The organism is Bacillus sp. ISL-34, assembly GCF_018613325.1.
Taxonomy (GTDB): Bacteria; Bacillota; Bacilli; order Bacillales; family DSM-1321; genus Peribacillus.
Genome location: NZ_JAGGQJ010000023.1, coordinates 98,585 through 120,106 on the forward strand (window position 1 = coordinate 98,585; position 21,522 = coordinate 120,106).

Annotated in this window: 22 protein-coding genes and 1 other annotated feature; of the genes, 6 read left to right on the plus strand and 16 right to left on the minus strand. The window is 43.8% G+C overall.

From position 1 onward, the window contains the following. Positions 1 to 47 precede the first annotated feature (47 nt). The 3 genes from pheT to J7E52_RS16005 form a co-directional block, all read right to left on the minus strand. Positions 48 to 2,462, minus strand: coding sequence for a phenylalanine--tRNA ligase subunit beta (pheT, locus tag J7E52_RS15995; protein WP_214748409.1), 2,415 nt, complete (start codon positions 2,460 to 2,462; stop codon positions 48 to 50). Positions 2,463 to 2,490: 28 nt separating this feature from the next. After that, positions 2,491 to 3,531 (minus strand): phenylalanine--tRNA ligase subunit alpha, encoded by a 1,041-nt coding sequence (pheS, locus tag J7E52_RS16000; protein ID WP_098370018.1) that lies wholly within the window; start codon positions 3,529 to 3,531, stop codon positions 2,491 to 2,493. A 58-nt stretch (positions 3,532 to 3,589) separates the two neighbouring features. Continuing rightward, positions 3,590 to 3,831, minus strand: a binding site (T-box leader). 44 nt (positions 3,832 to 3,875) lie between these two features. After that, complete coding sequence (locus tag J7E52_RS16005; RefSeq protein ID WP_286197808.1) at positions 3,876 to 4,634, minus strand: TrmH family RNA methyltransferase; 759 nt, start codon at positions 4,632 to 4,634, stop codon at positions 3,876 to 3,878. A gap of 122 nt (positions 4,635 to 4,756) precedes the next feature. On the opposite strand from J7E52_RS16005, the gene sspI reads away from it, so the two are divergent. After that, positions 4,757 to 4,966, plus strand: coding sequence for a small acid-soluble spore protein SspI (gene sspI / locus J7E52_RS16010; RefSeq protein WP_214748415.1), 210 nt, complete (start codon positions 4,757 to 4,759; stop codon positions 4,964 to 4,966). A gap of 16 nt (positions 4,967 to 4,982) precedes the next feature. On the opposite strand, the gene J7E52_RS16015 is transcribed toward sspI, so the two are convergent. From J7E52_RS16015 to J7E52_RS16045, 7 genes are all read right to left on the minus strand, one after another. Then, positions 4,983 to 5,366, minus strand: coding sequence for a general stress protein (locus tag J7E52_RS16015; RefSeq protein WP_214748418.1), 384 nt, complete (start codon positions 5,364 to 5,366; stop codon positions 4,983 to 4,985). 408 nt (positions 5,367 to 5,774) lie between these two features. Next, positions 5,775 to 6,587, minus strand: a complete 813-nt coding sequence (locus J7E52_RS16020) for a YflT domain-containing protein (protein WP_214748421.1) — start codon at positions 6,585 to 6,587, stop codon at positions 5,775 to 5,777. Positions 6,588 to 6,744: 157 nt separating this feature from the next. Continuing rightward, positions 6,745 to 7,674 (minus strand): YsnF/AvaK domain-containing protein, encoded by a 930-nt coding sequence (locus J7E52_RS16025; RefSeq protein WP_214748424.1) that lies wholly within the window; start codon positions 7,672 to 7,674, stop codon positions 6,745 to 6,747. A 255-nt stretch (positions 7,675 to 7,929) separates the two neighbouring features. After that, complete coding sequence (locus J7E52_RS16030; protein WP_214748426.1) at positions 7,930 to 9,255, minus strand: (Fe-S)-binding protein; 1,326 nt, start codon at positions 9,253 to 9,255, stop codon at positions 7,930 to 7,932. Beyond that, complete coding sequence (gene glcD, locus J7E52_RS16035) at positions 9,252 to 10,664, minus strand: glycolate oxidase subunit GlcD (protein ID WP_214748428.1); 1,413 nt, start codon at positions 10,662 to 10,664, stop codon at positions 9,252 to 9,254. The genes J7E52_RS16030 and glcD overlap by 4 nt, the downstream gene beginning before the upstream one ends. 118 nt (positions 10,665 to 10,782) lie before the next feature. After that, the gene (locus tag J7E52_RS16040) at positions 10,783 to 11,895 is read right to left on the minus strand and encodes a CdaR family transcriptional regulator (RefSeq protein ID WP_214748431.1); all 1,113 of its coding nucleotides are present in this window, start codon (positions 11,893 to 11,895) and stop codon (positions 10,783 to 10,785) included. Between the two features lie 72 nt (positions 11,896 to 11,967). Then, positions 11,968 to 13,656: an L-lactate permease gene (locus J7E52_RS16045; RefSeq protein WP_214748434.1), complete on the minus strand. Its 1,689-nt coding sequence runs from the start codon at positions 13,654 to 13,656 to the stop codon at positions 11,968 to 11,970. 254 nt (positions 13,657 to 13,910) lie between these two features. Here J7E52_RS16045 and J7E52_RS16050 point away from each other — a divergent pair, with 254 nt between their 5' ends. The 4 genes from J7E52_RS16050 to J7E52_RS16065 all read left to right on the plus strand — a co-directional run bounded on the left by J7E52_RS16050 (position 13,911) and on the right by J7E52_RS16065 (position 17,683). After that, on the plus strand, positions 13,911 to 14,642 hold the full coding sequence (locus J7E52_RS16050; protein ID WP_214748437.1) for a FadR/GntR family transcriptional regulator: 732 nt from the start codon (positions 13,911 to 13,913) through the stop codon (positions 14,640 to 14,642). Positions 14,643 to 14,813: 171 nt separating this feature from the next. Continuing rightward, positions 14,814 to 15,530, plus strand: coding sequence for a (Fe-S)-binding protein (locus J7E52_RS16055; RefSeq protein ID WP_214748440.1), 717 nt, complete (start codon positions 14,814 to 14,816; stop codon positions 15,528 to 15,530). A gap of 24 nt (positions 15,531 to 15,554) precedes the next feature. Next, positions 15,555 to 16,985: a LutB/LldF family L-lactate oxidation iron-sulfur protein gene (locus J7E52_RS16060; protein WP_214748443.1), complete on the plus strand. Its 1,431-nt coding sequence runs from the start codon at positions 15,555 to 15,557 to the stop codon at positions 16,983 to 16,985. Then, positions 16,979 to 17,683 carry a LutC/YkgG family protein gene (locus J7E52_RS16065; RefSeq protein ID WP_214749027.1) on the plus strand — a complete coding sequence of 235 codons (705 nt, stop codon included), beginning with the start codon at positions 16,979 to 16,981 and terminating at the stop codon, positions 17,681 to 17,683. The genes J7E52_RS16060 and J7E52_RS16065 overlap by 7 nt, the downstream gene beginning before the upstream one ends. A gap of 57 nt (positions 17,684 to 17,740) precedes the next feature. Here J7E52_RS16065 and J7E52_RS16070 read toward each other — a convergent pair whose 3' ends face one another. Together J7E52_RS16070 and J7E52_RS16075 are read right to left on the minus strand one after the other, a co-directional pair. Then, a complete protein-coding gene (locus tag J7E52_RS16070; RefSeq protein WP_214748446.1) occupies positions 17,741 to 18,826 on the minus strand; it encodes a M42 family metallopeptidase in 1,086 nt (361 codons plus the stop codon). A gap of 71 nt (positions 18,827 to 18,897) precedes the next feature. Beyond that, the gene (locus J7E52_RS16075) at positions 18,898 to 19,386 is read right to left on the minus strand and encodes a dUTP diphosphatase (RefSeq protein WP_214748449.1); all 489 of its coding nucleotides are present in this window, start codon (positions 19,384 to 19,386) and stop codon (positions 18,898 to 18,900) included. A gap of 109 nt (positions 19,387 to 19,495) precedes the next feature. Between J7E52_RS16075 and J7E52_RS16080 the strand changes: the two genes are divergently transcribed. Beyond that, positions 19,496 to 19,876: a sigma-w pathway protein ysdB gene (locus tag J7E52_RS16080; protein ID WP_214748452.1), complete on the plus strand. Its 381-nt coding sequence runs from the start codon at positions 19,496 to 19,498 to the stop codon at positions 19,874 to 19,876. 53 nt (positions 19,877 to 19,929) lie between these two features. On the opposite strand, the gene J7E52_RS16085 is transcribed toward J7E52_RS16080, so the two are convergent. The 4 genes from J7E52_RS16085 to rpmI form a co-directional block, all read right to left on the minus strand. Beyond that, positions 19,930 to 20,499: a TVP38/TMEM64 family protein gene (locus J7E52_RS16085; protein WP_101222877.1), complete on the minus strand. Its 570-nt coding sequence runs from the start codon at positions 20,497 to 20,499 to the stop codon at positions 19,930 to 19,932. Positions 20,500 to 20,559: 60 nt separating this feature from the next. Beyond that, positions 20,560 to 20,835: a DUF1294 domain-containing protein gene (locus tag J7E52_RS16090; RefSeq protein ID WP_214748455.1), complete on the minus strand. Its 276-nt coding sequence runs from the start codon at positions 20,833 to 20,835 to the stop codon at positions 20,560 to 20,562. A 68-nt stretch (positions 20,836 to 20,903) separates the two neighbouring features. Further along, on the minus strand, positions 20,904 to 21,263 hold the full coding sequence (gene rplT / locus J7E52_RS16095) for a 50S ribosomal protein L20 (RefSeq protein WP_034309067.1): 360 nt from the start codon (positions 21,261 to 21,263) through the stop codon (positions 20,904 to 20,906). A 35-nt stretch (positions 21,264 to 21,298) separates the two neighbouring features. Beyond that, positions 21,299 to 21,499, minus strand: coding sequence for a 50S ribosomal protein L35 (gene rpmI, locus J7E52_RS16100; protein ID WP_034309070.1), 201 nt, complete (start codon positions 21,497 to 21,499; stop codon positions 21,299 to 21,301). Between the last annotated feature and the right edge of the window lie 23 nt (positions 21,500 to 21,522).

The following is a 21,522-nucleotide window of genomic DNA, read 5'->3' on the forward strand; positions in this document are numbered from 1 at the left end:
ACTCCAAAAAGACAGCTCCCAAGATTCAGGGAGCTGTCTTTTGGGTTTTATCCTCTTAGTTCCGCGCCAGCTTTTTCTTTAACGGCTTCAAGCACTTTATCATGTGCTTTTGTAATGTCCTCGTCCGTCAGTGTACGTTCCGGGTCAAAGTATTTTAGTGAGTAGGCAATGGATTTCTTGCCTTCCTCCATTCTTTCACCTTCGTATAAGTCGAAGATGCTTACTTCTTTCAGAAGTTTGCCACCGGCTTCTTCAATAATATCCTGAATGTCCCCGGCTTTCGTAGCTTGATCCACAACGAGCGCGATATCGCGTGTGGTTGATGGATAGCGCGGAATGGTTTGGTAGGCAATCGGCGCGACTTCGGCTTCGGCCAATGCTTTTAGGGAAAGTTCAAAAATGTATGTTTCTTTAATATCCAAGTCTTTTTGGACAGTTGGGTGCACTTGGCCGATAAAGCCAATCACATCACCATTCAACAGTACTTCGGCTGTCCGTCCTGGATGCATGTCGTTAATTTCCGCTTGGCGATAACTGATTTGATCAGCTAATCCAAGTGTATCGAATAATGCTTCGATTACACCTTTGGCTACAAAGAAATCCACTGGTTTTTTTTCACCTTGCCATGGATGTGACTCCCATAGGCCGGTTATTGCTCCAGCAATATGTTCTTTTTCTTCTGGCAGTTCTTGTTCGTCACGCTTAAAGAATACCGAACCGATTTCATACAGTGCCAGTGAATCAATTTGGCGGGCATTGTTATATTTCACGACTTCCAGCAATTGTGGCACGATGCTTAAACGCAGCTGGCTCCGTTCTTCACTCATTGGCATTGCTAATCGTATGGATTCTCTTGCTTCCAATGCGAATTGGGACGCTTTTTCCTGGCTTGTCAGTGAATAGGTCACCGCTTGATAAAGCCCTGCGCCTTCAAGTGTACGGCGTGCCTTCCGCCGTTTAATTTGATAGTCAGTCAAATGGCCTGGGGTAGCAGAACCGATCGGCAGTGTAGCGGGAATGTTATCATATCCATATAAACGTGCAGCCTCTTCGACTAAATCAGCTTCAATCGTAATATCACCACGGCGCGTCGGGACTGTGATTGTGAATGTTTCATTGTCAAGTTCAACGCCGAATTGCAGACGTTTGAAGATCGATTCCACAACTGATACGGTCATGCTTGTTCCAAGAAGTGTGTTGATTTTTTCAAGAGTGATGCTAATGACTGCAGGTTCCATTGTCAATTCGTCAACTTCTGCTGCTCCTTGTAAGACTGTTCCGCCTGCATATTGTGCAATCAATTGTGCAGCACGTTCTCCAGCTTCACGTACACGGGCCGGGTCGACGCCTTTTTCAAAGCGGGCACTGGCTTCACTGCGTAATCCATGGTCCTTTGAAGCTTTACGAACTACTGTACCAGCAAAATATGCACTCTCAATAATGATGTTCGTCGTATCATTTTTCACTTCGGAATCCGCTCCGCCCATCACACCAGCTATCGCTACAGGCTCGCTGCCATTTGTGATCACTAAATGGTCAGGTGTCAAAGTGCGTTCAGCTTCATCCAATGTTACGATTTTTTCAGCATCCTTCGCTCTGCGGATGACGATTTCCTTTGAACCAAAGCGGTCATAGTCAAAGGCATGGAGCGGTTGGCCGTATTCAAGTAAAATGTAGTTCGTGATATCCACCACATTATTATGAGGCCTGATACCTGCAGACATCAGCCTAGTCTGCATCCAAAGCGGTGAGGGTCCGACCTTAACATCCTTGATGATTTTAGCAATGTATATCGGGTTATCCTCTTTCGCTTCCACTTTGACACTGATATAATCAGTTGCTTTTTCCTCTGCCTCTTCTTTCTCGACAACCGGCCATTTCACTTCCCGGCCTAGAATGGCTCCCACTTCGTATGCAACACCAAGCATGCTCAATGCGTCGGAACGGTTAGGAGTAAGCCCAAGTTCCAGCACTTCATCACTTAAACCAAGTTCCTCCAATGCATCTTTCCCCACTTCCACATCATTAGGGAAGACGAAGATACCTGTAGCATAATCCTTGGAAACGAGCTTGGATTCGAAGCCCAATTCCTGAAGCGAGCAAATCATCCCGTGCGATTCCTCTCCGCGAAGTTTCGCTTTCTTGATTTTGAAATTACCTGGAAGGACTGCGCCAACAGTAGCGACTGCGACTTTTTGGCCTTTATCGACATTCGGTGCGCCACAGATAATCTGAACGGGATTTTCGGCCCCGATATCAACTTGGCATTTATTCAATTTATCAGCATTTGGATGCTGTTCACGTTCAAGGACATGCCCGATGACGACTCCTTTTAGCCCTTCACTTTTCTTTTCCACCCCTTCAACCTCAATGCCGCTTTTCGTGATTTTGTCAGCTAGCTCCGTCGCATTGATGCCTGAAAGGTCAACATAATCTTGTAACCATTTATATGACACAAACATGGTAGGTCCTCCTTTTTAAAATAAAAATTTATGCTTCGTGATGGTTGAATTGTTTTAAGAATCGAACATCATTCGTATAGAAATGACGGATATCGTCCACACCGTACTTCAACATGGCAATCCGTTCCACGCCGATTCCAAATGCGAATCCAGAGTATTTCTTGGAATCGAAGCCAGCCATTTCAAGGACGTTCGGATGAACGATCCCGCCGCCAAGCACTTCGATCCAGCCTGTTTGTTTACATACACTGCAGCCTTTACCACCGCAGATTTTACAAGAAATATCCACTTCGACGGAAGGCTCCGTAAATGGGAAGAAACTTGGACGAAGACGGATTTCACGATCTTGCCCGAATACTTTTTTCGCAAATACGTCAAGCGTTCCTTTCAGATCGCTCATGCTGATGTTCTCATCGATGACCAAGCCCTCAATTTGCTGGAATTGATGGGAGTGTGTCGCATCATCGTTATCACGGCGATATACTTTTCCCGGGCAAATGATTTTAACAGGACCTTGACCTTTATGTTTTTCCATCGTTCTGGCTTGAACAGGTGACGTGTGCGTACGCATCAGGATTTCATCCGTGATGTAGAAGGAATCCTGCATATCACGTGCCGGATGGCTTTTTGGCAAGTTAAGTGCCTCGAAGTTGTAGTAGTCGCTTTCAACTTCAGGGCCTTCCGCAACGGTATAACCCATACCGATGAATAAGTCTTCGATTTCTTCCACGACACGTGTTAATGGGTGAAGGTTCCCCTTGTTTACCGGACGTCCTGGAAGTGTGACGTCAATCGTTTCAGTTGCTAGCTTTGCATTGACTGCCGCAGTTTCAAGTGCTTTTTGTTTCTCCTCGATCTTTGTTGCGATCGCTTCCCGTACATCATTGGCTAGTGCCCCGATTTTCGGGCGTTCTTCGGCAGATAATTTACCCATGCCGCGCAATACCTCAGTGATTGGCCCTTTTTTCCCTAAATAAGCAACACGGACTTCATTCAGTTCTTTTAATTCGGAAGCGGCGGCAACTTTTTGCAACGCTTCTTCCTGCAGTTCTAGTAATCGTTCCTGCATCATGTCTTCCTCCTTTATTTTCCTTTTGTAAAAATGAACACAAAAAAACCCCAATCCCTAAAGGGACGAGGTTTATGTATCGCGGTACCACCCTTATTAGTGCACAAACAAATAAACTTCTGCACTCACTTCATTAAAAATAACGGCTCTTCACCGGAACATTTTTCGGACATCCTGTCTTCCCAATGCCAACTCGAAAGGTGAATTCCCTTAAGCGGTGCCATAAAAATGCTTTCAGTCAAGGCATTTTTTCCCTGGATATGGTTAACTTAAGCTACTACTCTTTGTCATCGTCGTTTTCATTATAAAATTCTGTTTTATTATATTATAATTCTTCGGCCGTTTCAAATCGATTTTCGTAAATGGTACATTAAAATCCCGGCAGCGATCCCCACATTCAGTGATTCGCTTTTTCCGTAGATGGGAATATAAAGGTTTTTTGTCGTTTTCTCCAGTAATTCCTTCGATACTCCCTGGCCTTCATTACCGACCAGCAGGGCAAATCGGGAAGACTTTTCCACTTCTTCAAATGGCGATGCGCCTTCTAATGCCGTGCCATAAACCGGTGTGCCGCTTTGCTTCAGCTCATCGATGATTTCGGAAAGGTTCCCTTTAATGACAGGCATATGGAAGAGGCTCCCTTGCGTCGAACGGACCACTTTAGGATTATACAAGTCAGCACACCCTTCGCCAAGTATGACCGCATCGATTCCAGCTGCATCTGCTGTCCTGATCATCGTTCCTATATTCCCTGGATCTTGGACGGCATCAATCAACAATAGTTTATCCGGATTGATGGACGCCATGCTTGTCAATTTCTGTTCACAAACCGCGGCAATTCCCTGCGGGGCTTCGGTATCACAAATCGCCTTCATTATATCATTTTTCACATAAATGAGTTCTGTGTCTTCCACCTTAAAATGGGCAGGCATTTCAGTTTCTTCATTGATGATCACTTCCAAGACGATTTCTTCTTTTAAGGCTTCTTCAACAAGGTGAAAACCCTCGACTAAATATTTACCTGTTTTATCGCGTTCTTTTTTCGTCAAAAGTTTTTTCCATTGCTTAACTTGCGGGTTTTTTACGGATTCTATATATTTCAAGGGTAAACGCTCCTTTAACTTCACACTGATTTTCCTATTATAACGCAATTCACATACATATTGCATGCGAGTTTGTGAAATGCTATTAATGTCAGTCATTATGTGTTAGAGGAGGAATAATTATGAATTTGAACTTACGTAATGCGATTATCCAAAATGTATCTGGAAATTCGCAAGAACAACTGGAAGACACGATTGTCGATGCCATACAAAATGGTGAGGAAAAAATGCTTCCTGGTTTGGGAGTATTATTCGAGGTCATCTGGCAAAATTCATCTGAGCAGGAAAAACAGGAAATGATCACTGCCCTCGAAGAAGGATTAAAAAAATAACAGCCTTCAAAGGCTGTTATTTTTTTGATTTCGCTTCGCCAGCCTTCAGTTCTTCGATGGAGACTTCTTCATCAAGCAGCAAGATGAACTTTTTTGCTTTCACTTCTTCAAGCATCGCTTTTGTTTCAGCAAAAGAGTAGCCGTATTTCGTGAAAAAGCTGCGTAAATCTCCAGATCCTTCATCTGTAAAGTAGTGGAAGATTTTTAAAAAAAGAGAGTCCTCCTTATCCTGATTGGCGATGATCAGTATATCCGTATTTTCATTTCCAAGCTGCACATAATTTTTTATATCAGCTGCCACTGTCATTTGGGTGCCAGATACGCCTTTAGCTTTTAAGTCTTGAATTGCAGCAAGTAGTTCCGGGTTAGAGTCAAAAACACCATACACGTTTTTTTCCATGTTTCTCCCTCTCCTTGTTACTCTACTAAAAATAAAATTCCTTTGTCATTATACCTTGCGGCTTTAACAATAAACAAGCAAATAGTATAGCGGAGATCCCTAACTAACGAACGGGGGAACGCTTTGCCTAAAGGGTTTTTTCATTCCTAAAAAATAACAGCCTTGTGAAGGCTGTTATCTCAGTTTGTAGACAAAAGGGGTTCCATCTAAATTTTAAAACAAAGTTGATTAGTGCGGGTGTTCGAGACTCCTGCAGGAAAAGCGCGTCCAGGGGAGACATTGCAGGCGCATAGGCGCCGAGGGCGGACCGCCCGCGAAAAAGCGAGTGCCTGGAGGCATCGTTCAAGTTATACAAACCCGGTTTGTCTACTGTCTGAACAGCATTGTTCAGGCTGTTATTTTTGCGTATTACAGATTGTCGGTATTGATTCGATTTTTGATGTATTCATCCTGCAAGCCTTCCTCTTGCTGCCCGTCAGCATTCGGGCTCACGGTCCGATCCAGGGATCCTTGTGCATCAAGGACTTTATCAGTATCAGCAGAAAACGGGTCTGCATGAGGGTCGCTTGCTAATGTTCCTTCATAATTCCCTGGTTTTTGCTTCTTAAATTTTTCTGTGGAGTTCCCCCAGATTTCCCTTTCTTGAGCTCGCTTCGTATCCAGCTCTTCATTTTCAAAGATGTTGGCAGAATTCCCATGAAGTTCTTCGCTTCTTCCTGGCTGTGCTTCCACTTCCCCTGTTTGATAGGCATTTGCTGTTGTTTCAGGAAAAAGGTTCGGGTCCGGATTGTTCACCACCCCTGTTTTAAGCGGATTCTCTGTAGATTCGTCCGTATTCTCCATGCGATTGGAAGTTATGCTCTCTTGTGCTGATACGGTTTCCGATTCATCTAAAAGAATTAGGAATTTCCCAGCCTCCACTTCATTTATATAAGCGGTGGCTTCATTATCGGCAAGCCCTAACCCACCTAATCGGTTCCTTATATCTTCAGAACCCTCGTTTAGGAAAAAGTGTTTCATCTTATCAATGTAGGAATCCTCGTTAGAGTTAGTAACGACGTCGACATCCGGATCACGCTTTTGATTGACGAAATCCAAATCTTCTTTCTTATCAGCTATTACCGTTATTCCTCCTTCATGGACCCCCTTTTCCTTGAGGGATTGAATAGCCTGGATTATTTCTCTTTCCGTATTAAAAACACCATATAATGTTTTTCCCATGCATCTTCCTCCTCCTATCATTCCGATATTTCTTCTTATGTGTATTTATACCCTGATGGGTGCTAATTAAACACTCCCCTAGGTTCGAACCTTTGACCAAGCTTTGAAATCAAAAAAAACCTGCAGTTTTAAAAACTGCAGGTCATTTCCTTCACTCTTAGAAGCGGTCGGTTCTACGTTCAGTTGCATTTTTCTCATTCACGATCGATTCATCTGTACTATCAAGCTGGATATCTTCCTTTTTAAGAGTATCCCGAACTTGTTCCGTTTCTTGTACAGCATGTTTCTTGATGACAATTTCATCTGTGACGACCGGTTTTTTCGAAACTTCCAATTTTTCTTCAACAACGGGGATCCGTATTGTTTCCCCATCTTCAATGCTTCCAGTTTCCAGATCCGATTCACGTCCTGAAACTGATCTATGCTCGACTGTCACTTCTTCGTGTTCAACAGGGACATTAATCGTTTTATGTTGTTCATTGACTTCTTTGTTAATGACGACTTCACCTGTCTGTACTCTTTCTTTATCAATTTTCAGCTGTTCTTCCCGAAGTTTAAGCGTCCTTTCATCCTCTGGCAATTCACGGCCTTGTCCGTTGACTCCATAAACATCTTCTTTATTTAATGTATCGGTTTTTTCAGTGCCATTATACAGTTGGTTAGTGGAATTTGTATCAAGCCTTGTACCTGCAGTGTCCATTGTACCAGTTGTGAATTTATCTCTTGCCGTTCCAAGATGGCCTTCACCTTCTTCAACCAAAACCAGGACTTTTCCATTTTCTACATCAAAGACATGTTCAGCCGCTTCACTATTCGAAAGGCCTGCATTCGCCAGTCTTGTTGAAAGGTCTGCCGTATCTTCCGGCATGAAGAAACGTGCCACCTTGTCCATAAATGATTCGTCGTTAGGAACATTCGTCATTGTATGAACATCCGTTTCGCGTTGAGTGTTCGTGAAATCCAATGTTTCTTCCTTGTCTGCAACGACCGTTATATCGTCCCCTTCAAAGCCCTTTGCTTTAAGTGCATTAATTGCTTGGATCACTTCTGCATTTGATTCATATACTCCATATACTGTTTTATTCATTTTACATTCCTCCTTAGGTTTTGTTGTTTCGTTTAGTGGGTGCTATGTATAAACTCTACCCGCTATGAACCTAAATAAACGAGGAATCAATATTTCATTTTTGTTATATCATTTACAAATCGTTCTCAGCACAGAACATTTTTTCAATTGATATCGAGGGTTTACAAGGGTTTCCCTATTTATAAAAATGTAATGTTTAACCAATTAATCCCATTTTATGATTTCATATTTTTGCTGGCATTCTTTTTCCTTCTATTATAAAGCCACAGCATTTATTAGCAGGTCTGCAATATGCACCGCTTTCGTACATTCCCCCAAGTTTTCCCTCTCGATCCCCAATTGCATTTGCAGAAGACAGCCAGGGTTCGCCGTGACAACAATATCGGCCTGTGTCGATTTCGTGTGCTCCATTTTGGAGTCGAGAATATTCATGGACATCTCAGATTCTACAATATTATAAATACCAGCGGAGCCGCAGCATCGATCGGCATCCTTCATTTCCCTGAAGTCGATTCCTTCTATTGATTGAAGGAGAATTCGCGGTGCCAAGGAGGTGTTCATCACATTCCGTAAATGACAGGAATCCTGAAAAGTTACTGATTGAGCTGGCAGTTTCAAGCGAACTCTTTCCTGAAAACGCAAATCAACAAGAATCTCGCTGATATCTTTCAACTTATTTTTAAATGCGATTGCACGTTCGTGCCATTCCGGTTCAGCTTGGAGCAGATGGTCATAATCTATGAGAAAACCTCCACAGCCGCCGGCATTCGTAATAATATAATCAACTTCTTCCGCTTCAAAAGCTTCTATATTCCGCTTGGCCAGTTGCTTTGCACCTGCTTTTTCGCCACTGTGCCCATGCAGCGCCCCGCAACATGCCTGGGATTTCGGAATGCCGATTTCACATCCGGCAAGCTGAAGAAGCTTTAGTGTTGCCTTGTTCGTTTCCAAAAACATCGTATCCATCAAGCAGCCGGAAAAAAAAGCCACCTTTTTGAGCGGCGTTCCGATTGCAGGCAGCTCGGTTGGCCTATTTTTCATTTCTGATTTTTTCGGGACTTTCGGCAGCACTTTTTCCATGGTTGCCAAATGATCCGGAAGCATGTTGAGGACTCCCGTTTTACGGGTCATGTATTGCAGGCCTGATCTCTGATAAAAGCCAAGCAAACTCGTCATGGCCTGCATTCGCTCCTGGTGCGGGAATAATCCACTAAAAGCGGCCTTGCGGATCGTTTTTACAGGGTAACTGTGCTTTTTATTCTGATGGATGATATCCCTTGCGTCTTCAAGTAGATGTCCATATTTCACACCTGAAGGACACACAGGTTCACAAGCCCTGCAGCCGAGGCAAAGACTCAACGAACGTTCTACATCCTCATCGGGCTCAATCACACCATCGGCCACCGCTTTCATAAGTGCAATCCGGCCCCTTGGTGAATAAGATTCCTTCAGCCCCGATTCTATGTATGTCGGGCAATGGGGCAAGCAAAAGCCGCAGCGCATGCAATTCAACAATTCATCTTCATTCATTTTTTCCGCGAATTGAATGGAAATGGTTTCCCTTTCCTGAACTGTCGTCATGAAGAAACCACCACCCTTTTCCTTGTTTCCTTGGCAAATACTTTGCCGGGATTCATAATGTTATTGGGATCGAATGCTTGCTTTATCGCTCTCATGGCATCAATCCCTTCTTTCTTCAGCTTCCATTCAAGATAAGGAGCTTTCATCGCTCCTACACCATGTTCACCGGTAATCGTCCCGCCAAGGTCGATAGCCGCGGCAAAAATGTCGGCAAAAGCGAGCTCCACCCTCTCCATTTCCTCCTGATCACGAGCGTCGGTAATGCACGTTGGATGCAGGTTCCCATCCCCAGCATGACCGAAAGTGCAAATGTCCACATTATGCTTGCCAGCGATTTCATTAATCGCTCTAACCATTTTGGCAATTTCCGAGCGGGGAACGGTTGCATCTTCCAAAATGGTCGTCGGCTTGAGGCGTGCCAGTGCGGAAAGGGCTGTCCGTCTTGCTGTTTTCAAGGCGACAGCATCAGATTCCGTTTCAGCAATTTCCACGGAAACCGCCTTTTCCTCAAGACAGATATCGGCCATCCTTTTCATATCACGTTCCACCACTTCAGGCGGACCATCCTGTTCAATCAGCAGGACGGCTTCCACATTGGTGGGCAAACCGATTTTCGCGAAATCCTCAACAACGATCAACGTAGGCCGATCCAGAAATTCCAATGTAACAGGAATGATTTTATGTGAAATGATCTTGGCCACTGACTGGGCTGCAGCATCCAGATCTTGATATAAGGCAAGCATCGTCTTTGTAGTTTCCGGCATTGGGATCAGCTTTAAGATTGCTTCCGTAACGATGCCTAAGGTTCCTTCCGAGCCGACAAAAAGTTTCGTTAAATCGTATCCGGCTACATCTTTGGCAAGCTTGCCCCCTGTTCGAATGATGTCCCCATTCGGAAGGACCACTTCAAGCCCGATGACATAATCACGGGTGACTCCGTACTTTAATCCTCGCAGTCCACCAGAGTTCTCATTAATGTTGCCGCCAATCGTTGAGATTTTCATCGAACTTGGATCAGGCGGATAAAACAAGCCCTTCTCTTCAACCGATGAAATCAAGTCCAACGTGATGAGCCCAGGCTGTACGGTCGCCGTTAAGTTTTCCTCATCTATTTCAAGCAATGAATTCATTCGATTGAATAAAAGGACAAGCCCCCCCTCTGTCGGGCAGGTGCCTCCGCTCAAATTCGTCCCAGAACCGCGTGGAACGATCGAAACATTGTATTCGTTGCAAACTTTGACGATGGCTGCGACTTCTGCTGTGCAGCCCGGTTTAATAACAGCATCCGGCATCGCTTGAAACCCTGGCGTTGCATCATATGAATAGACTAGACATTCCACTTTCGAGTCATCATAATTCTCTTGACCGACGATGGTAATAAGTAGCTGCTTGACCTGCTTTGTTAACATGTACATCCTCCTCATATAAACATAGGAAATTCAAGATTTTTTATATGATGTAAGTATAAGAAAAAAAACACTCAACCTTCTATGTATGAACATATAGAATTTTGAGCTTTCCAGAGAATTAATTTGTATGTTTATCCAATACACTTAATGCTAGATACATAGTGACTAAATCGGCCAGCTTCCTAGGATTCAGTCGGGTCAAATCTTCTATGCGCTTGAGTCTGTAATGGAGGGTATTGATATGGATATGCAGGGCTGCGGCGGTCTCTTTCAGAGATAGATCACATGCAAAATACATGGTAAGGGTTTTAAGCAGCTCCTCATTAGGAAGCAGCTCCTGAATTGTCCGGGATAAATATTCCTGTCTTGTTTCAGCGGTAACTTCATCAAGCAGGACTTCAAGCTTCAAGTCTTCGTCAAATATGATCCCCGATGAAGGAAACGCGATTTTCAAGGAACGTTCCGATTTAAAAAACGCTGACCTGAAAGCGGATCCTGTTGCCCGCGAACTAACTCCTGCACACACTTTATAACCCGAACTCTCTTCCAGCTTATTTTTCAGTTTACTTAATTTCTTTAATTGCTGGTTTTTTGAACCGATGAAATCGGCTATTGAAAGAATGACGAATTGGTTCCTCCCCCAACGGACTGCGATGTCATTGGGATGCTGCTGTCTTATGTATATCTGAAGCGTTCTCCACACATGAGGTTCGATGATTTCCTCAGTCTTAAATTCACCAAGGGTGATGATCCGGTCTGCATGAACATCAATCCCAAGCAACTTGGCCTTCTGCAGGAAGAGCTCATTGAACGTCTGCAGCTGATGCCATTCAAATACGAAGAATTCCATCAGACGTGATTGGGATTCTGCTTGTTCGATATAATAGCTTTCCTGAATGAACATCTCCGTCATCTTTTTTAAAAGTTCCGCATAGGGGGAAACATGTTTGGGGTCGCCTGTAATTCCAATGACACAAACGGCTTCCTGGTTGAAGAAAATAGGTAGGTTTATACCCGCCTTCACTCCTTTCCAACTTCGTTCATCCTGTTTATTGATGATCAATTTCTCACGATTGTTGAAAGCGTGGATGGCTCCTTCATGATAAGATCCAATACGGCTGCTATCGGTGCTCGCGATAATTGTGCCAGCATGATCAATAATGATGATTTCCTCTTCAACCAGTTTTCGAACCTCATGAACCAATTTTCCTGCCACAGCTGCCAATTGCATTATATGACCTCCTTTTTTGACTGGACTTGAAAATATTTCGAGGCTCCCTATGAAAAGGGAGCCTCATTCTACTTATGGAATCATCCAGGAAAGGACGCCATTTTGCAAGAAGGTAATCACACAAACAAGCAGCAATAAGAAAAGACTATGTTTGAGCGTGAATCTCAATAATTCCGATTCCCTGCCCGCCAATCCAACGGCGGCACAGGCAATCGCTATCGATTGCGGTGAAATCATCTTTCCGGTGACCCCTCCGGAAGAGTTGGCCCCAAGTGCCAGGACCGGTTCCATCCCCACTTTAAGAGCGGTCACTTTCTGCAGACTGCCAAATAAGAGGTTGGCCGATGTATCCGATCCGGTAATGAATACACCCAGCCAGCCGAGAACCGGTGCGAAGAACGGAAATAAATCACCCGATTTTGCAAGGGTCATCCCTAATGTTGTCGACATGCCTGAAGCATTCGTTACATAGGCAAAAGCCACCACGGCAGAAATCATCAAGATTGGTTTCGCCAACTCTTTCATCGCTTCAACATAGGTGCCAAAAAAGTCTTTTGCAGACATGTGTGCGATGAACTTCGTTACGATGGCAGCCAGTAAAATGGCAGTCCCGGCTGCTCCAAGCAGTTCTATTTTATAGAAAGCCGCTATCGGCAATCCATTGCTTCCGATTATCTCATTATGCAGACCTGGGACTTCTATTTGGAAGGTTAATAATTTCCCGAGTTCATTGATTACGCCAAGCAGCGCATTGTTGCCTTCATAATGTCCTGAGAGTGCCGGCTTTATTGGGTTCATTCCCCATATGGTTATGAAAAGCGTTAACAGAAGGAATGGTGACCAAGCATGGAATACTTGCCATTTCGTGTACTTTGTTTCCGCTTCTGCTGTATATGAAGGTTCGATTGCTGCTGCCGTTTCCTCGGATGCAAAGCGAAAGATCGTCTTAGGTTTCCAGAATTTAAGGAAGATCGCCAATGCAAATAGTGACACTAACGCAGAAAGGATGTCCGGTAATTCGGGCCCAAGAAAATTTGAACTTAAGTACTGTGTGATGGCAAAGGAAAATCCAGAAACCAAAATTGCCGGCAAGACTTCAAGCGACCTTTTCCACCCAGTCATTATCAAAATGAGATAAAGCGGAATGAAAGCCGAAAGGAATGGCAATTGGCGGCCGACCATTTTTGAAATCTCCATGGCGGCTATGCCAGTAGGTCCTTCCATGGCGATGATCGGTATTCCAACCGCCCCGAATGCTACCGGAGCGGTATTCGCGATCAAACAAATCCCGGCTGCATATAGCGGGTTAAATCCGAGACCAACCAAAAGCGCGGCTGAAATGGCGACAGGTGCTCCAAATCCCGCGGCACCTTCTAAAAATGCCCCAAAAGAAAATGCCACCAATAATGCCTGAAGGCGGCGGTCTTCCGTAAGCGATAGCACCGAAGAACGAATGATATTGAATTGTCCGCTTTTAACAGTCATTTTGTACAAAAATACGGAAGTGATGATTATCCATCCGATTGGGAGCAGCCCATATACCGCTCCTTGTGAAGCAGACATCACCGCTTTTCCTGCCGGCATTCCATATATCAATACAGCCACTGCAAGAGCTACAAGCAACGTGGTTATACCTGCAATATAACCTTTCATACGTTTGATGGTAAGAGCCCAGAAAAAGTAAAGAATTGGAATGAGTGCGGCAAGAGATGATAAAACTAAATTATCGGTGATCGGCGTAAAGTTTTGTGTCCATGTCATTCATTTCGACTCCATTTCCTATATTTTTTTTAAAAAATTCAGAAATCAACAACGAATTGAAACCCCTTACATATCCAAATATTCAAAGTCATCAGATGACTTGATGATTATTCATTAAAATTAAAGTATTAAAAATATAAAATCAAGATATTTTTTATTTTTTGTCGATTTTTTACCCTTCAGGAAGTGTCAAAGATCATTTGTGTTATATAATATTAACCAGAGAAACTCATAGAAAATAGAGGTGCTACTACTTGGTATATAAAAAAATAAAGCCGAAAAAAATTTATGAAGAAGTCAGCGATGAACTTTATGAAATGATTCGGTCAGGCAGCCTGAAACCAGGTGAACAATTGGATTCGATTCAGCAGCTTGCGGAAAATTTCCAAGTCGGACGCCCGGCCATCCGCGAAGCATTAAGTGCATTAAGTTCAATGGGTCTCATTGAAATAAAACAAGGTGAAGGAACATTCGTTAAAACCTTCGACCCCACCATCATGAACCATCCATTGTCTGCCGCCCTTTTGATGGACCAAGACAATATCAAGCATTTACTGGAAGTCCGGAAAATCCTTGAATCCGGTACGGCAGAAGTGGCAGCGAAGATGAGAACGGAAGAAAACCTTATCGAACTCAAGGAAAGCCTTTTTAATATGGAAAAGGTATCCGACGATGAAGAGCTAAGTGATAAAGCGGATATCGCCTTCCATGTTGCAGTGGCAAATGCATCACAAAATGAACTCCTGATTACATTGATGAACCATGTTTCAGAATTAATGACGGAAAAAATGGGTGATATCCGCCGGATTGCGCTTTATTCCGAAGAGATGACACTTAAGCAGCTTTACCAGCAGCATGTCCGGATTTATGATGCAATCGTGGCACAGGATGAAGACGGAGCGCGCAGTGCCATGCTGTTTCACCTTCAAAGCGTCGAGGAATCACTGGACCGGGTCATCCAAAAAAATCAGCAAAAGTATAGTTGATCTTCCTTTAAATTTTAAAAATACTCTATACAAAAAAGGATTAAATTGATATATTATTTTGAAAACGATTAAAAAATCTTGGAAATTGGTATATTCTCTTAAACCATTTCCTTTTTCCATTTTCTAGTCATCAGATGACCTGTTAACTTACTTGAAAAAGGAGGAATTCAATTGAAAGTTACTCTCTTTGCAACATGTTTAGTGGATTTGTTTCAATCCAATGTCGGCAAAGCGACAGTGGAGCTGCTCGAGAGATTAGGCTGTGAGATCGATTTCCCGGAGTCCCAGATATGCTGCGGACAGCCTGCATATAATAGCGGGTATACGAAGGAATCGAAGGAAGCCATGAAAAAGATGATTAAAACGTTCGCGGATGCACAATACATCGTAACCCCCTCCGGTTCCTGTGCAGCGATGTTCAAAGAATATCCGGTCCTTTTCAAAGGCGATCCCAAATGGGAAAAGAAAGCGGCATCATTAGCGGCTAAAACATATGAGTTGACCCAATTCATCGTCGATGTGTTAAAAGTGACCGACGTCGGGGCGACCCTTAAGGGAAAGGCCACTTATCATACTTCATGCCATATGACACGGCTGCTTAAGGTGAAGGAAGCACCTGCCATCTTGTTAAGACATGTCAGGGGGCTGAAAATGACACCGCTTCCGGATGCCCAAAACTGCTGCGGGTTCGGAGGGACCTTTTCGGTCAAGATGGGTGACATTTCCGGGCAGATGGTCGAGGAGAAAGTCTGCAAAATCGAAGATACCGGGGCCGATTTTTTAATCGGCGGGGATGCAGGATGTTTGATGAATATCGGCGGACGGATCCAAAGGAAGGGGCAACCGGTGAAAGTGCTTCATATTGCGGAAGTCCTGAATAGTATTTAAAGAAAGCGAGGAGGGGAAAAACTTATGGCTATGAAAACCAGCTCTGCCAAGTTTAAAGACCGGGTGGATGAAGGAATACATAATGATTTTATGCGATTGGCCGTATCGAGTGCCCAAGAACGATTACACGGACGGCGGCTGACTGCCGTTGATGAATTGGGAAGCTGGGAGGATTGGCGTTCCCTTGGGGAAGAGATCCGGCAGCATGTGCTTAGTAACCTTGATTTCTATTTGCACCAGCTCGCAGAAAATGTTTCGAAAAGGGGCGGCCATGTCTTCTTCGCTGAAACGGCTGAAGAAGCGAGCGGATACATCAAGGATGTCATTGTAAAAAAGAATGCCAAAAAGGTCGTGAAATCCAAATCGATGGTCACGGAAGAGATCAATTTGAATGCCACTCTTGAAGCAGTTGGCCTCGATGTCGTTGAAACGGACCTTGGTGAATACATTTTACAAGTGGATGATCATGATCCCCCTTCCCATATCGTCGCACCTGCTCTCCATAAAAATAAAGAGCAGATTAGGGATGTTTTTAAAGAAAAGCTTGCATATACACAAACCGAAAAACCGGAAGAGCTTACCGCCCATGTCCGGGGCATTCTGCGGAAAGATTTCTTAAGCGCAGATGTAGGTATTACCGGCTGTAATTTTGCGATTGCGGAAACGGGCTCGATCGGTTTGGTGACGAATGAAGGTAATGCCGATTTGGTCACTTCCCTCCCAAAAACGCAAATCACCGTGATGGGAATGGAACGGCTTGTGCCTACATTCGATGAATTCGAAGTCCTTGTCAGCTTATTGACAAGAAGCGCTGTCGGCCAAAGGTTGACCAGTTACATCACCGCACTTACCGGTCCGCGTGATGAAGGCGATGTAGACGGACCCGAGGAATTTCATCTTGTGATCGTAGATAATGGACGCTCCTCCATTTTAGGAACTGAGTTTCAATCCGTCCTTCAATGCATTCGCTGTGCTGCCTGTATAAATGTCTGCCCGGTCTATCGCCAGGTTGGCGGTCATTCATATGGTTCAATATATCCGGGACCAATCGGTGCTGTGCTTTCTCCCTTACTCGGAGGATATGATGATTTCAAGGAGCTGCCATATGCCTCCACTCTATGTGCAGCCTGTACAGATGCCTGTCCGGTAAAGATTCCTCTCCATGATTTACTGAGGAAGCATCGTGAAGTCATCGTTGAAAAGGAAAAAATGGCGCCATTTTCAGAAAAGATGGCCATGAAAGCCTTCGGAATCGGTGCGGCCTCGCCCATGCTTTATAAGTTCGGCTCCAAAATGGCCCCATCAGCGATGTCTCCTTTTAAAACGGGGGATATCATCTCAAAAGGACCAGGACCACTCAAAACTTGGACAGAAAGCCGCGAGTTCCCTGCTCCAGGAAAAGAGAGCTTTCGGGACTGGTTCAAAAATCGGGAAAAAGGAGGGAAACCATCATGAATGGAACCATCCATAATGAAGGGACATTTTTAAACAATATAGCCAAAAACCTGGGAAGGGCTCCTATTACGGAAGGCATCTCCGTTCCGGAATGGAAGCACGCCCCCCAAAAAGAAGTTTTGAAGCATGCGACACCAAATGATCTTGTCGCGGAATTGAAGGAGCAATGTAAACGGGTACATACTCAGCTTCACATGACCGACACCAAGCAAGTGATGCATTGTTTAAAACGGGTGATCGAGGAGCTTGGAAACGGATCCTTGATCATCCCTAAGGACGATCGATTTTCCGACTATGGGTTAGACGGTATCTTAAGAGAAAAAGATGTCCATATATGGGATCACCAAACCGGGAAAGAAAATATCGAAAAAGCCGAAAGTGCTAACATCGGAATCACATTCAGTGAGATGACACTAGCAGAATCAGCGACGGTCGTCTTGTTCAGCGACAAGGACCACGGCCGTTCCATCAGCTTCCTTCCTTCCTGCCATGTTTCCATCATTCCAAAAAGCACCATCGTTCCGCGAATGACCCCGGCTGCTGCGGCCATCCGTTCAAAAGTTAACCGGGGCGAAGTCGTTCCTTCCTGCATCAATTTCATAACAGGGCCGAGCAACTCTGCTGATATCGAAATGGACCTTGTCGTCGGCGTCCATGGACCGATCAAAGCGGTTTATATAATCGTCGAAGATAAGTAGAAAATAGGAAAAGAAAATGGAGAGGTCCTGATTAGGCCTCTCCATTTTTAATTTCCACTACTCGTAAATGATCCGATCAACCGCTTCACGATCGAGGCGTTTAATCACTTCGACAATGAGCTTAACTGCATTCTCATAATCATCCCGGTGGAGCATTGCAGCGTGGGAATGAATATAGCGTGTGGCAATCGTGATCGCCAGAGCGGGAACGCCATTTGCCGTTAAATGGATGGAGCCGGCATCCGTTCCACCGCCTGGAATCGATTCATATTGATAAGGAATATTCATTTCATCAGCCGTGTCGGTGACGAAATCGCGTAATCCCTTATGTGCTACCATCGATGCATCATATATGACGATTTGCGGGCCTTCCCCCATCTTACTCATCGCTTCTTTTTCGGATACCCCCGGTGTATCACCAGCAATGCCGACATCGACGGCAAAACCGATATCCGGCTGAATTTTGAATGTGGATGTTTTGGAGCCACGCAGGCCGACCTCTTCTTGCACCGCGCCAATTCCATAAACTACATTAGGGTGGTCGCTGTCTTTCAGCTGTTTAAGCACATCAATGGCGATTGCACAGCCGATTCGATTGTCCCAGGCTTTGGCGAGCAGCATCTTTTCATTATTCATGACCGTGAATTCAAAATATGGCACAACCATATCCCCGGGCTTGACGCCCCATTCCTTAACATCTTCTTTGCTGGATGCACCAATATCAATAAACATATCCTTAATATCAATCGGCTTTTTCCGCGCATCCGCTGACAGGATATGTGGCGGCTTGGAACCGATAATGCCAGTTACATCACCTTTACTTGTAACGATCGTCACGCGCTGGGCCAGCATTACCTGTGACCACCAGCCCCCTACCGGCTGAAAACGCAAAAATCCTTTATCATCAATTTGGGTGATCATGAAACCGACTTCGTCCATATGCCCGGTAACGACGATTTTCGGTCCGTTTTCATCACCCGTTTTCTTGGCAATCAAACTTCCCAGGCCATCTGTCGAGATTTCATCCGCAAATGGTGTTATGTATTCGGTCATCACTTTTCTTACTTCACTTTCATTTCCTGCGATGCCTTTAGCATCCGTTAAGTCCCGAAGCATCCTTAACGTTTCATCCAATTGAGCCATCCTCATACCTCCCTATTACTTACATTACAAGAATAATTATACATATAATATAATGCATAAACAATCAGCAATCAATAGCCTTGCTTTTGCCTTTCGTAGTTCACTTCATTTTTGCTTACATAGGCTTTTTCCACATCCACTGCTGAAAATCCAAGCAACTCCCCTAAATGTAAATACGCAGCAAAAACCTTTTGGAAGGATGACTCTGTCAACTGTGTGCGAAATTCACTGATGTAGCCGTATATAGCAGTAAATTGAACAGTCAAATCCTCCTGATCCATGTTGGGGGCAGATGGAACTTCCGGTACAAATCCCCGTTCAATCCCGAGTGACAAAATGAAATGAATGCCATCCACGTATTCAGCCAAAATCGTTTCTTTATCAGAGGGGCCTTTAAGACTCCAGAATTTAAAACATCTCGTTTCATTGGCAAGTTCTCCAAGCTCCACTAAAAGAGCAAGTATCTTCCGTTCCACCAAGTCTTCAGCACCCAAATCATGCTTTGATTGTATATGCTCATCCAAAGCTGCCTGCATTTCCATTAATTTACCTATGTTCATTTTCATCACTTCTTTCCATTGTCTTCCCCTAAATTATATCAAATAAATGAAACTTATTAAAAACCCATACGTAAATGAAGGGAATCACTCTGTTTAAGGAGGTAGCTCCATGGTATTGATCATGCGGTTCATTCTTTTGGCTCTCATCATTTTCTTAATATATTCAGTCATCAAATACCTATTTAATCCGAAAAGAAAATTAGAGCTGGCACATGAACAGAAAAAGTTCTTTCTGCTCGACGATACAGCCAATATACGAAAGAATTTTTTATTGACGTACAACGGGGTGATGTTTGAAGGGGAAAAGTATCTAGGGACGACGGAACGCTCCTTTGAGGTCATTTCCATCTTCATCTGGCCTAAAAAAGTGGCCGGCCTGAAAGGCTTGAAGCAAAATGACTTCTTAAAAATCGAGGAAGCCATTAAAAAACAATATCCGGATGCCGTTATTGATTGGAAAAGCCCCGTTAAGGAATTTTTACAAAAATGAAAAAAATTACACGTAATGAAGAGCCTTGAGAAAAAATGACTCAAGGCTCTATATTAATCATCTGAACGGAAAAATTCCTTCCAGGGGACGACCGTCTGCTTCTCTCTCAATAAATATAGCAATAAGGTTAAGGATAATAAAATAATGACGATCAGCGTTGGACTGAAATCCGCAATATAGTGGCCAAAAACCGTATATACGAATGCAACAGGGAGATTGGTCATGAAGGAAAGATAAAAATAATTTTTCAGCCCTTTATTGGATTCCAATAAGCAAAGTGACAGTAAGTAAAAGTGAATGAATGGTATTAGCCTCAGTACTGCAATTTGCCGGCTGTTTAGCTTTCGGTTTCCAAACAGCTTATTCTTAAGCCGCAGCAGCCTATCCTTTGTTTTCGGAAATTTGCCTATTACGAAATAAAACGCCATGCTGGACAACGTCAAACCGATTACCGAATAGATGGTTCCAAAAGCTGCCCCGAATAATACTCCGCCAGACATGCAAACCACAATGACGGGAATGAATAAAAATTGCCTTAATAAATGAAAAGTGATAAAAATCAACGGTGCAAACACGCTTCCTGATTGAACGTAGCTCATCACAAGTGTCAGTTTATCATTCATGCTCTCCCTCCAGCCACTCTTTGCTGCTTCTACAAGCATATACATTATACGGGCTACATATTACAACTGAATGAATATCTTGATCAATAAGCCTATTTGAAGGATCATCAATATTGGCAGGCCCCACTTAAAGGCTGCATGCTTCGTCTTATGGCGAAATTGCTTCATCCCCAAGAAAGAACCAGTCCCTCCGCCTATGACCGCCCAAAACCAAAGTGTCTTTTCGCTTATCCGGTACTCCCCATTACGCGCTTTCCTTTTGTCGATTCCCATTAAGGAAAACCCGATGATGTTTGTGATGATCATATAAACAGCAATGAGCCATACTCCTTGCATCCTCATCCCCTCCTTTAAATATGTAAAAAGCCACCCTCTTGAAAAGAGAGTGGCTGTATCAGTCAGACTTATTTGTCTAATTGTTGTTTAGCAGCAGTTGCTAATTGAGCAAAAGCTTGTTCGTCAGCAACAGCAAGATCAGCAAGCATTTTGCGGTTCACTTCGATACCAGCAAGCTTTAGACCATGCATTAAACGGCTGTAAGAAAGACCGTTGATGCGTGCTGCAGCGTTGATACGAGTGATCCAAAGTTTGCGGAAATCACGTTTCTTTTGACGACGGTCACGGAAAGCATAGTTTCCTGACTTCATTACTTGTTGGTTAGCTACTTTGAAAAGAATATGTTTCGCGCCATAGTAACCTTTAGCTAATTTTATTACCTTTTTACGACGTTTGCGAGTAACAGTACCGCCTTTTACACGTGGCATGTTATTTCCCTCCTATTTAACTCGATAAATCGAACTTATTTAATGTTGTCTAACATATGACGAATACGTTTGAAGTCACCTTTGCTTACAAGGCTAGCTTTGCGAAGCTTACGCTTTTGCTTAGTAGATTTGTTAGCAAATAAATGGCTTGTGTAAGCGTTAGAACGCTTAAGTTTGCCGGATCCAGTCTTTTTGAAACGTTTAGCAGATCCGCGGTGAGTTTTCATTTTAGGCATAAGGTATTCCTCCTCATTACAAA

Bases quoted from the DNA above. Each gene is read 5' to 3' on its own strand.
- J7E52_RS16080 (WP_214748452.1), top strand. From the start codon at position 19,496: ATGGTATTGATCATGCGGTTCATTCTTTTGGCTCTCATCATTTTCTTA.
- rplT (WP_034309067.1), bottom strand. From the start codon at position 21,263: ATGCCACGTGTAAAAGGCGGTACTGTTACTCGCAAACGTCGTAAAAAG.
- rpmI (WP_034309070.1), bottom strand. From the start codon at position 21,499: ATGCCTAAAATGAAAACTCACCGCGGATCTGCTAAACGTTTCAAAAAG.
- J7E52_RS16030 (WP_214748426.1), bottom strand. From the start codon at position 9,255: ATGACGACAGTTCAGGAAAGGGAAACCATTTCCATTCAATTCGCGGAA.
- glcD (WP_214748428.1), bottom strand. From the start codon at position 10,664: ATGTTAACAAAGCAGGTCAAGCAGCTACTTATTACCATCGTCGGTCAA.
- J7E52_RS16025 (WP_214748424.1), bottom strand. From the start codon at position 7,674: ATGAATAAAACAGTATATGGAGTATATGAATCAAATGCAGAAGTGATC.
- J7E52_RS16040 (WP_214748431.1), bottom strand. From the start codon at position 11,895: ATGCAATTGGCAGCTGTGGCAGGAAAATTGGTTCATGAGGTTCGAAAA.
- J7E52_RS16090 (WP_214748455.1), bottom strand. From the start codon at position 20,835: ATGCAAGGAGTATGGCTCATTGCTGTTTATATGATCATCACAAACATC.
- J7E52_RS16015 (WP_214748418.1), bottom strand. From the start codon at position 5,366: ATGGAAAAAAACGTGTATGGTGTTTTTGACTCTAACCCGGAACTACTT.
- sspI (WP_214748415.1), top strand. From the start codon at position 4,757: ATGAATTTGAACTTACGTAATGCGATTATCCAAAATGTATCTGGAAAT.
- J7E52_RS16060 (WP_214748443.1), top strand. From the start codon at position 15,555: ATGGCTATGAAAACCAGCTCTGCCAAGTTTAAAGACCGGGTGGATGAA.
- pheT (WP_214748409.1), bottom strand. From the start codon at position 2,462: ATGTTTGTGTCATATAAATGGTTACAAGATTATGTTGACCTTTCAGGC.
- J7E52_RS16075 (WP_214748449.1), bottom strand. From the start codon at position 19,386: ATGAACATAGGTAAATTAATGGAAATGCAGGCAGCTTTGGATGAGCAT.
- J7E52_RS16085 (WP_101222877.1), bottom strand. From the start codon at position 20,499: ATGAATGATAAACTGACACTTGTGATGAGCTACGTTCAATCAGGAAGC.
- J7E52_RS16070 (WP_214748446.1), bottom strand. From the start codon at position 18,826: ATGGCTCAATTGGATGAAACGTTAAGGATGCTTCGGGACTTAACGGAT.
- J7E52_RS16045 (WP_214748434.1), bottom strand. From the start codon at position 13,656: ATGACATGGACACAAAACTTTACGCCGATCACCGATAATTTAGTTTTA.
- J7E52_RS16020 (WP_214748421.1), bottom strand. From the start codon at position 6,587: ATGGGAAAAACATTATATGGTGTTTTTAATACGGAAAGAGAAATAATC.
- pheS (WP_098370018.1), bottom strand. From the start codon at position 3,531: ATGCAGGAACGATTACTAGAACTGCAGGAAGAAGCGTTGCAAAAAGTT.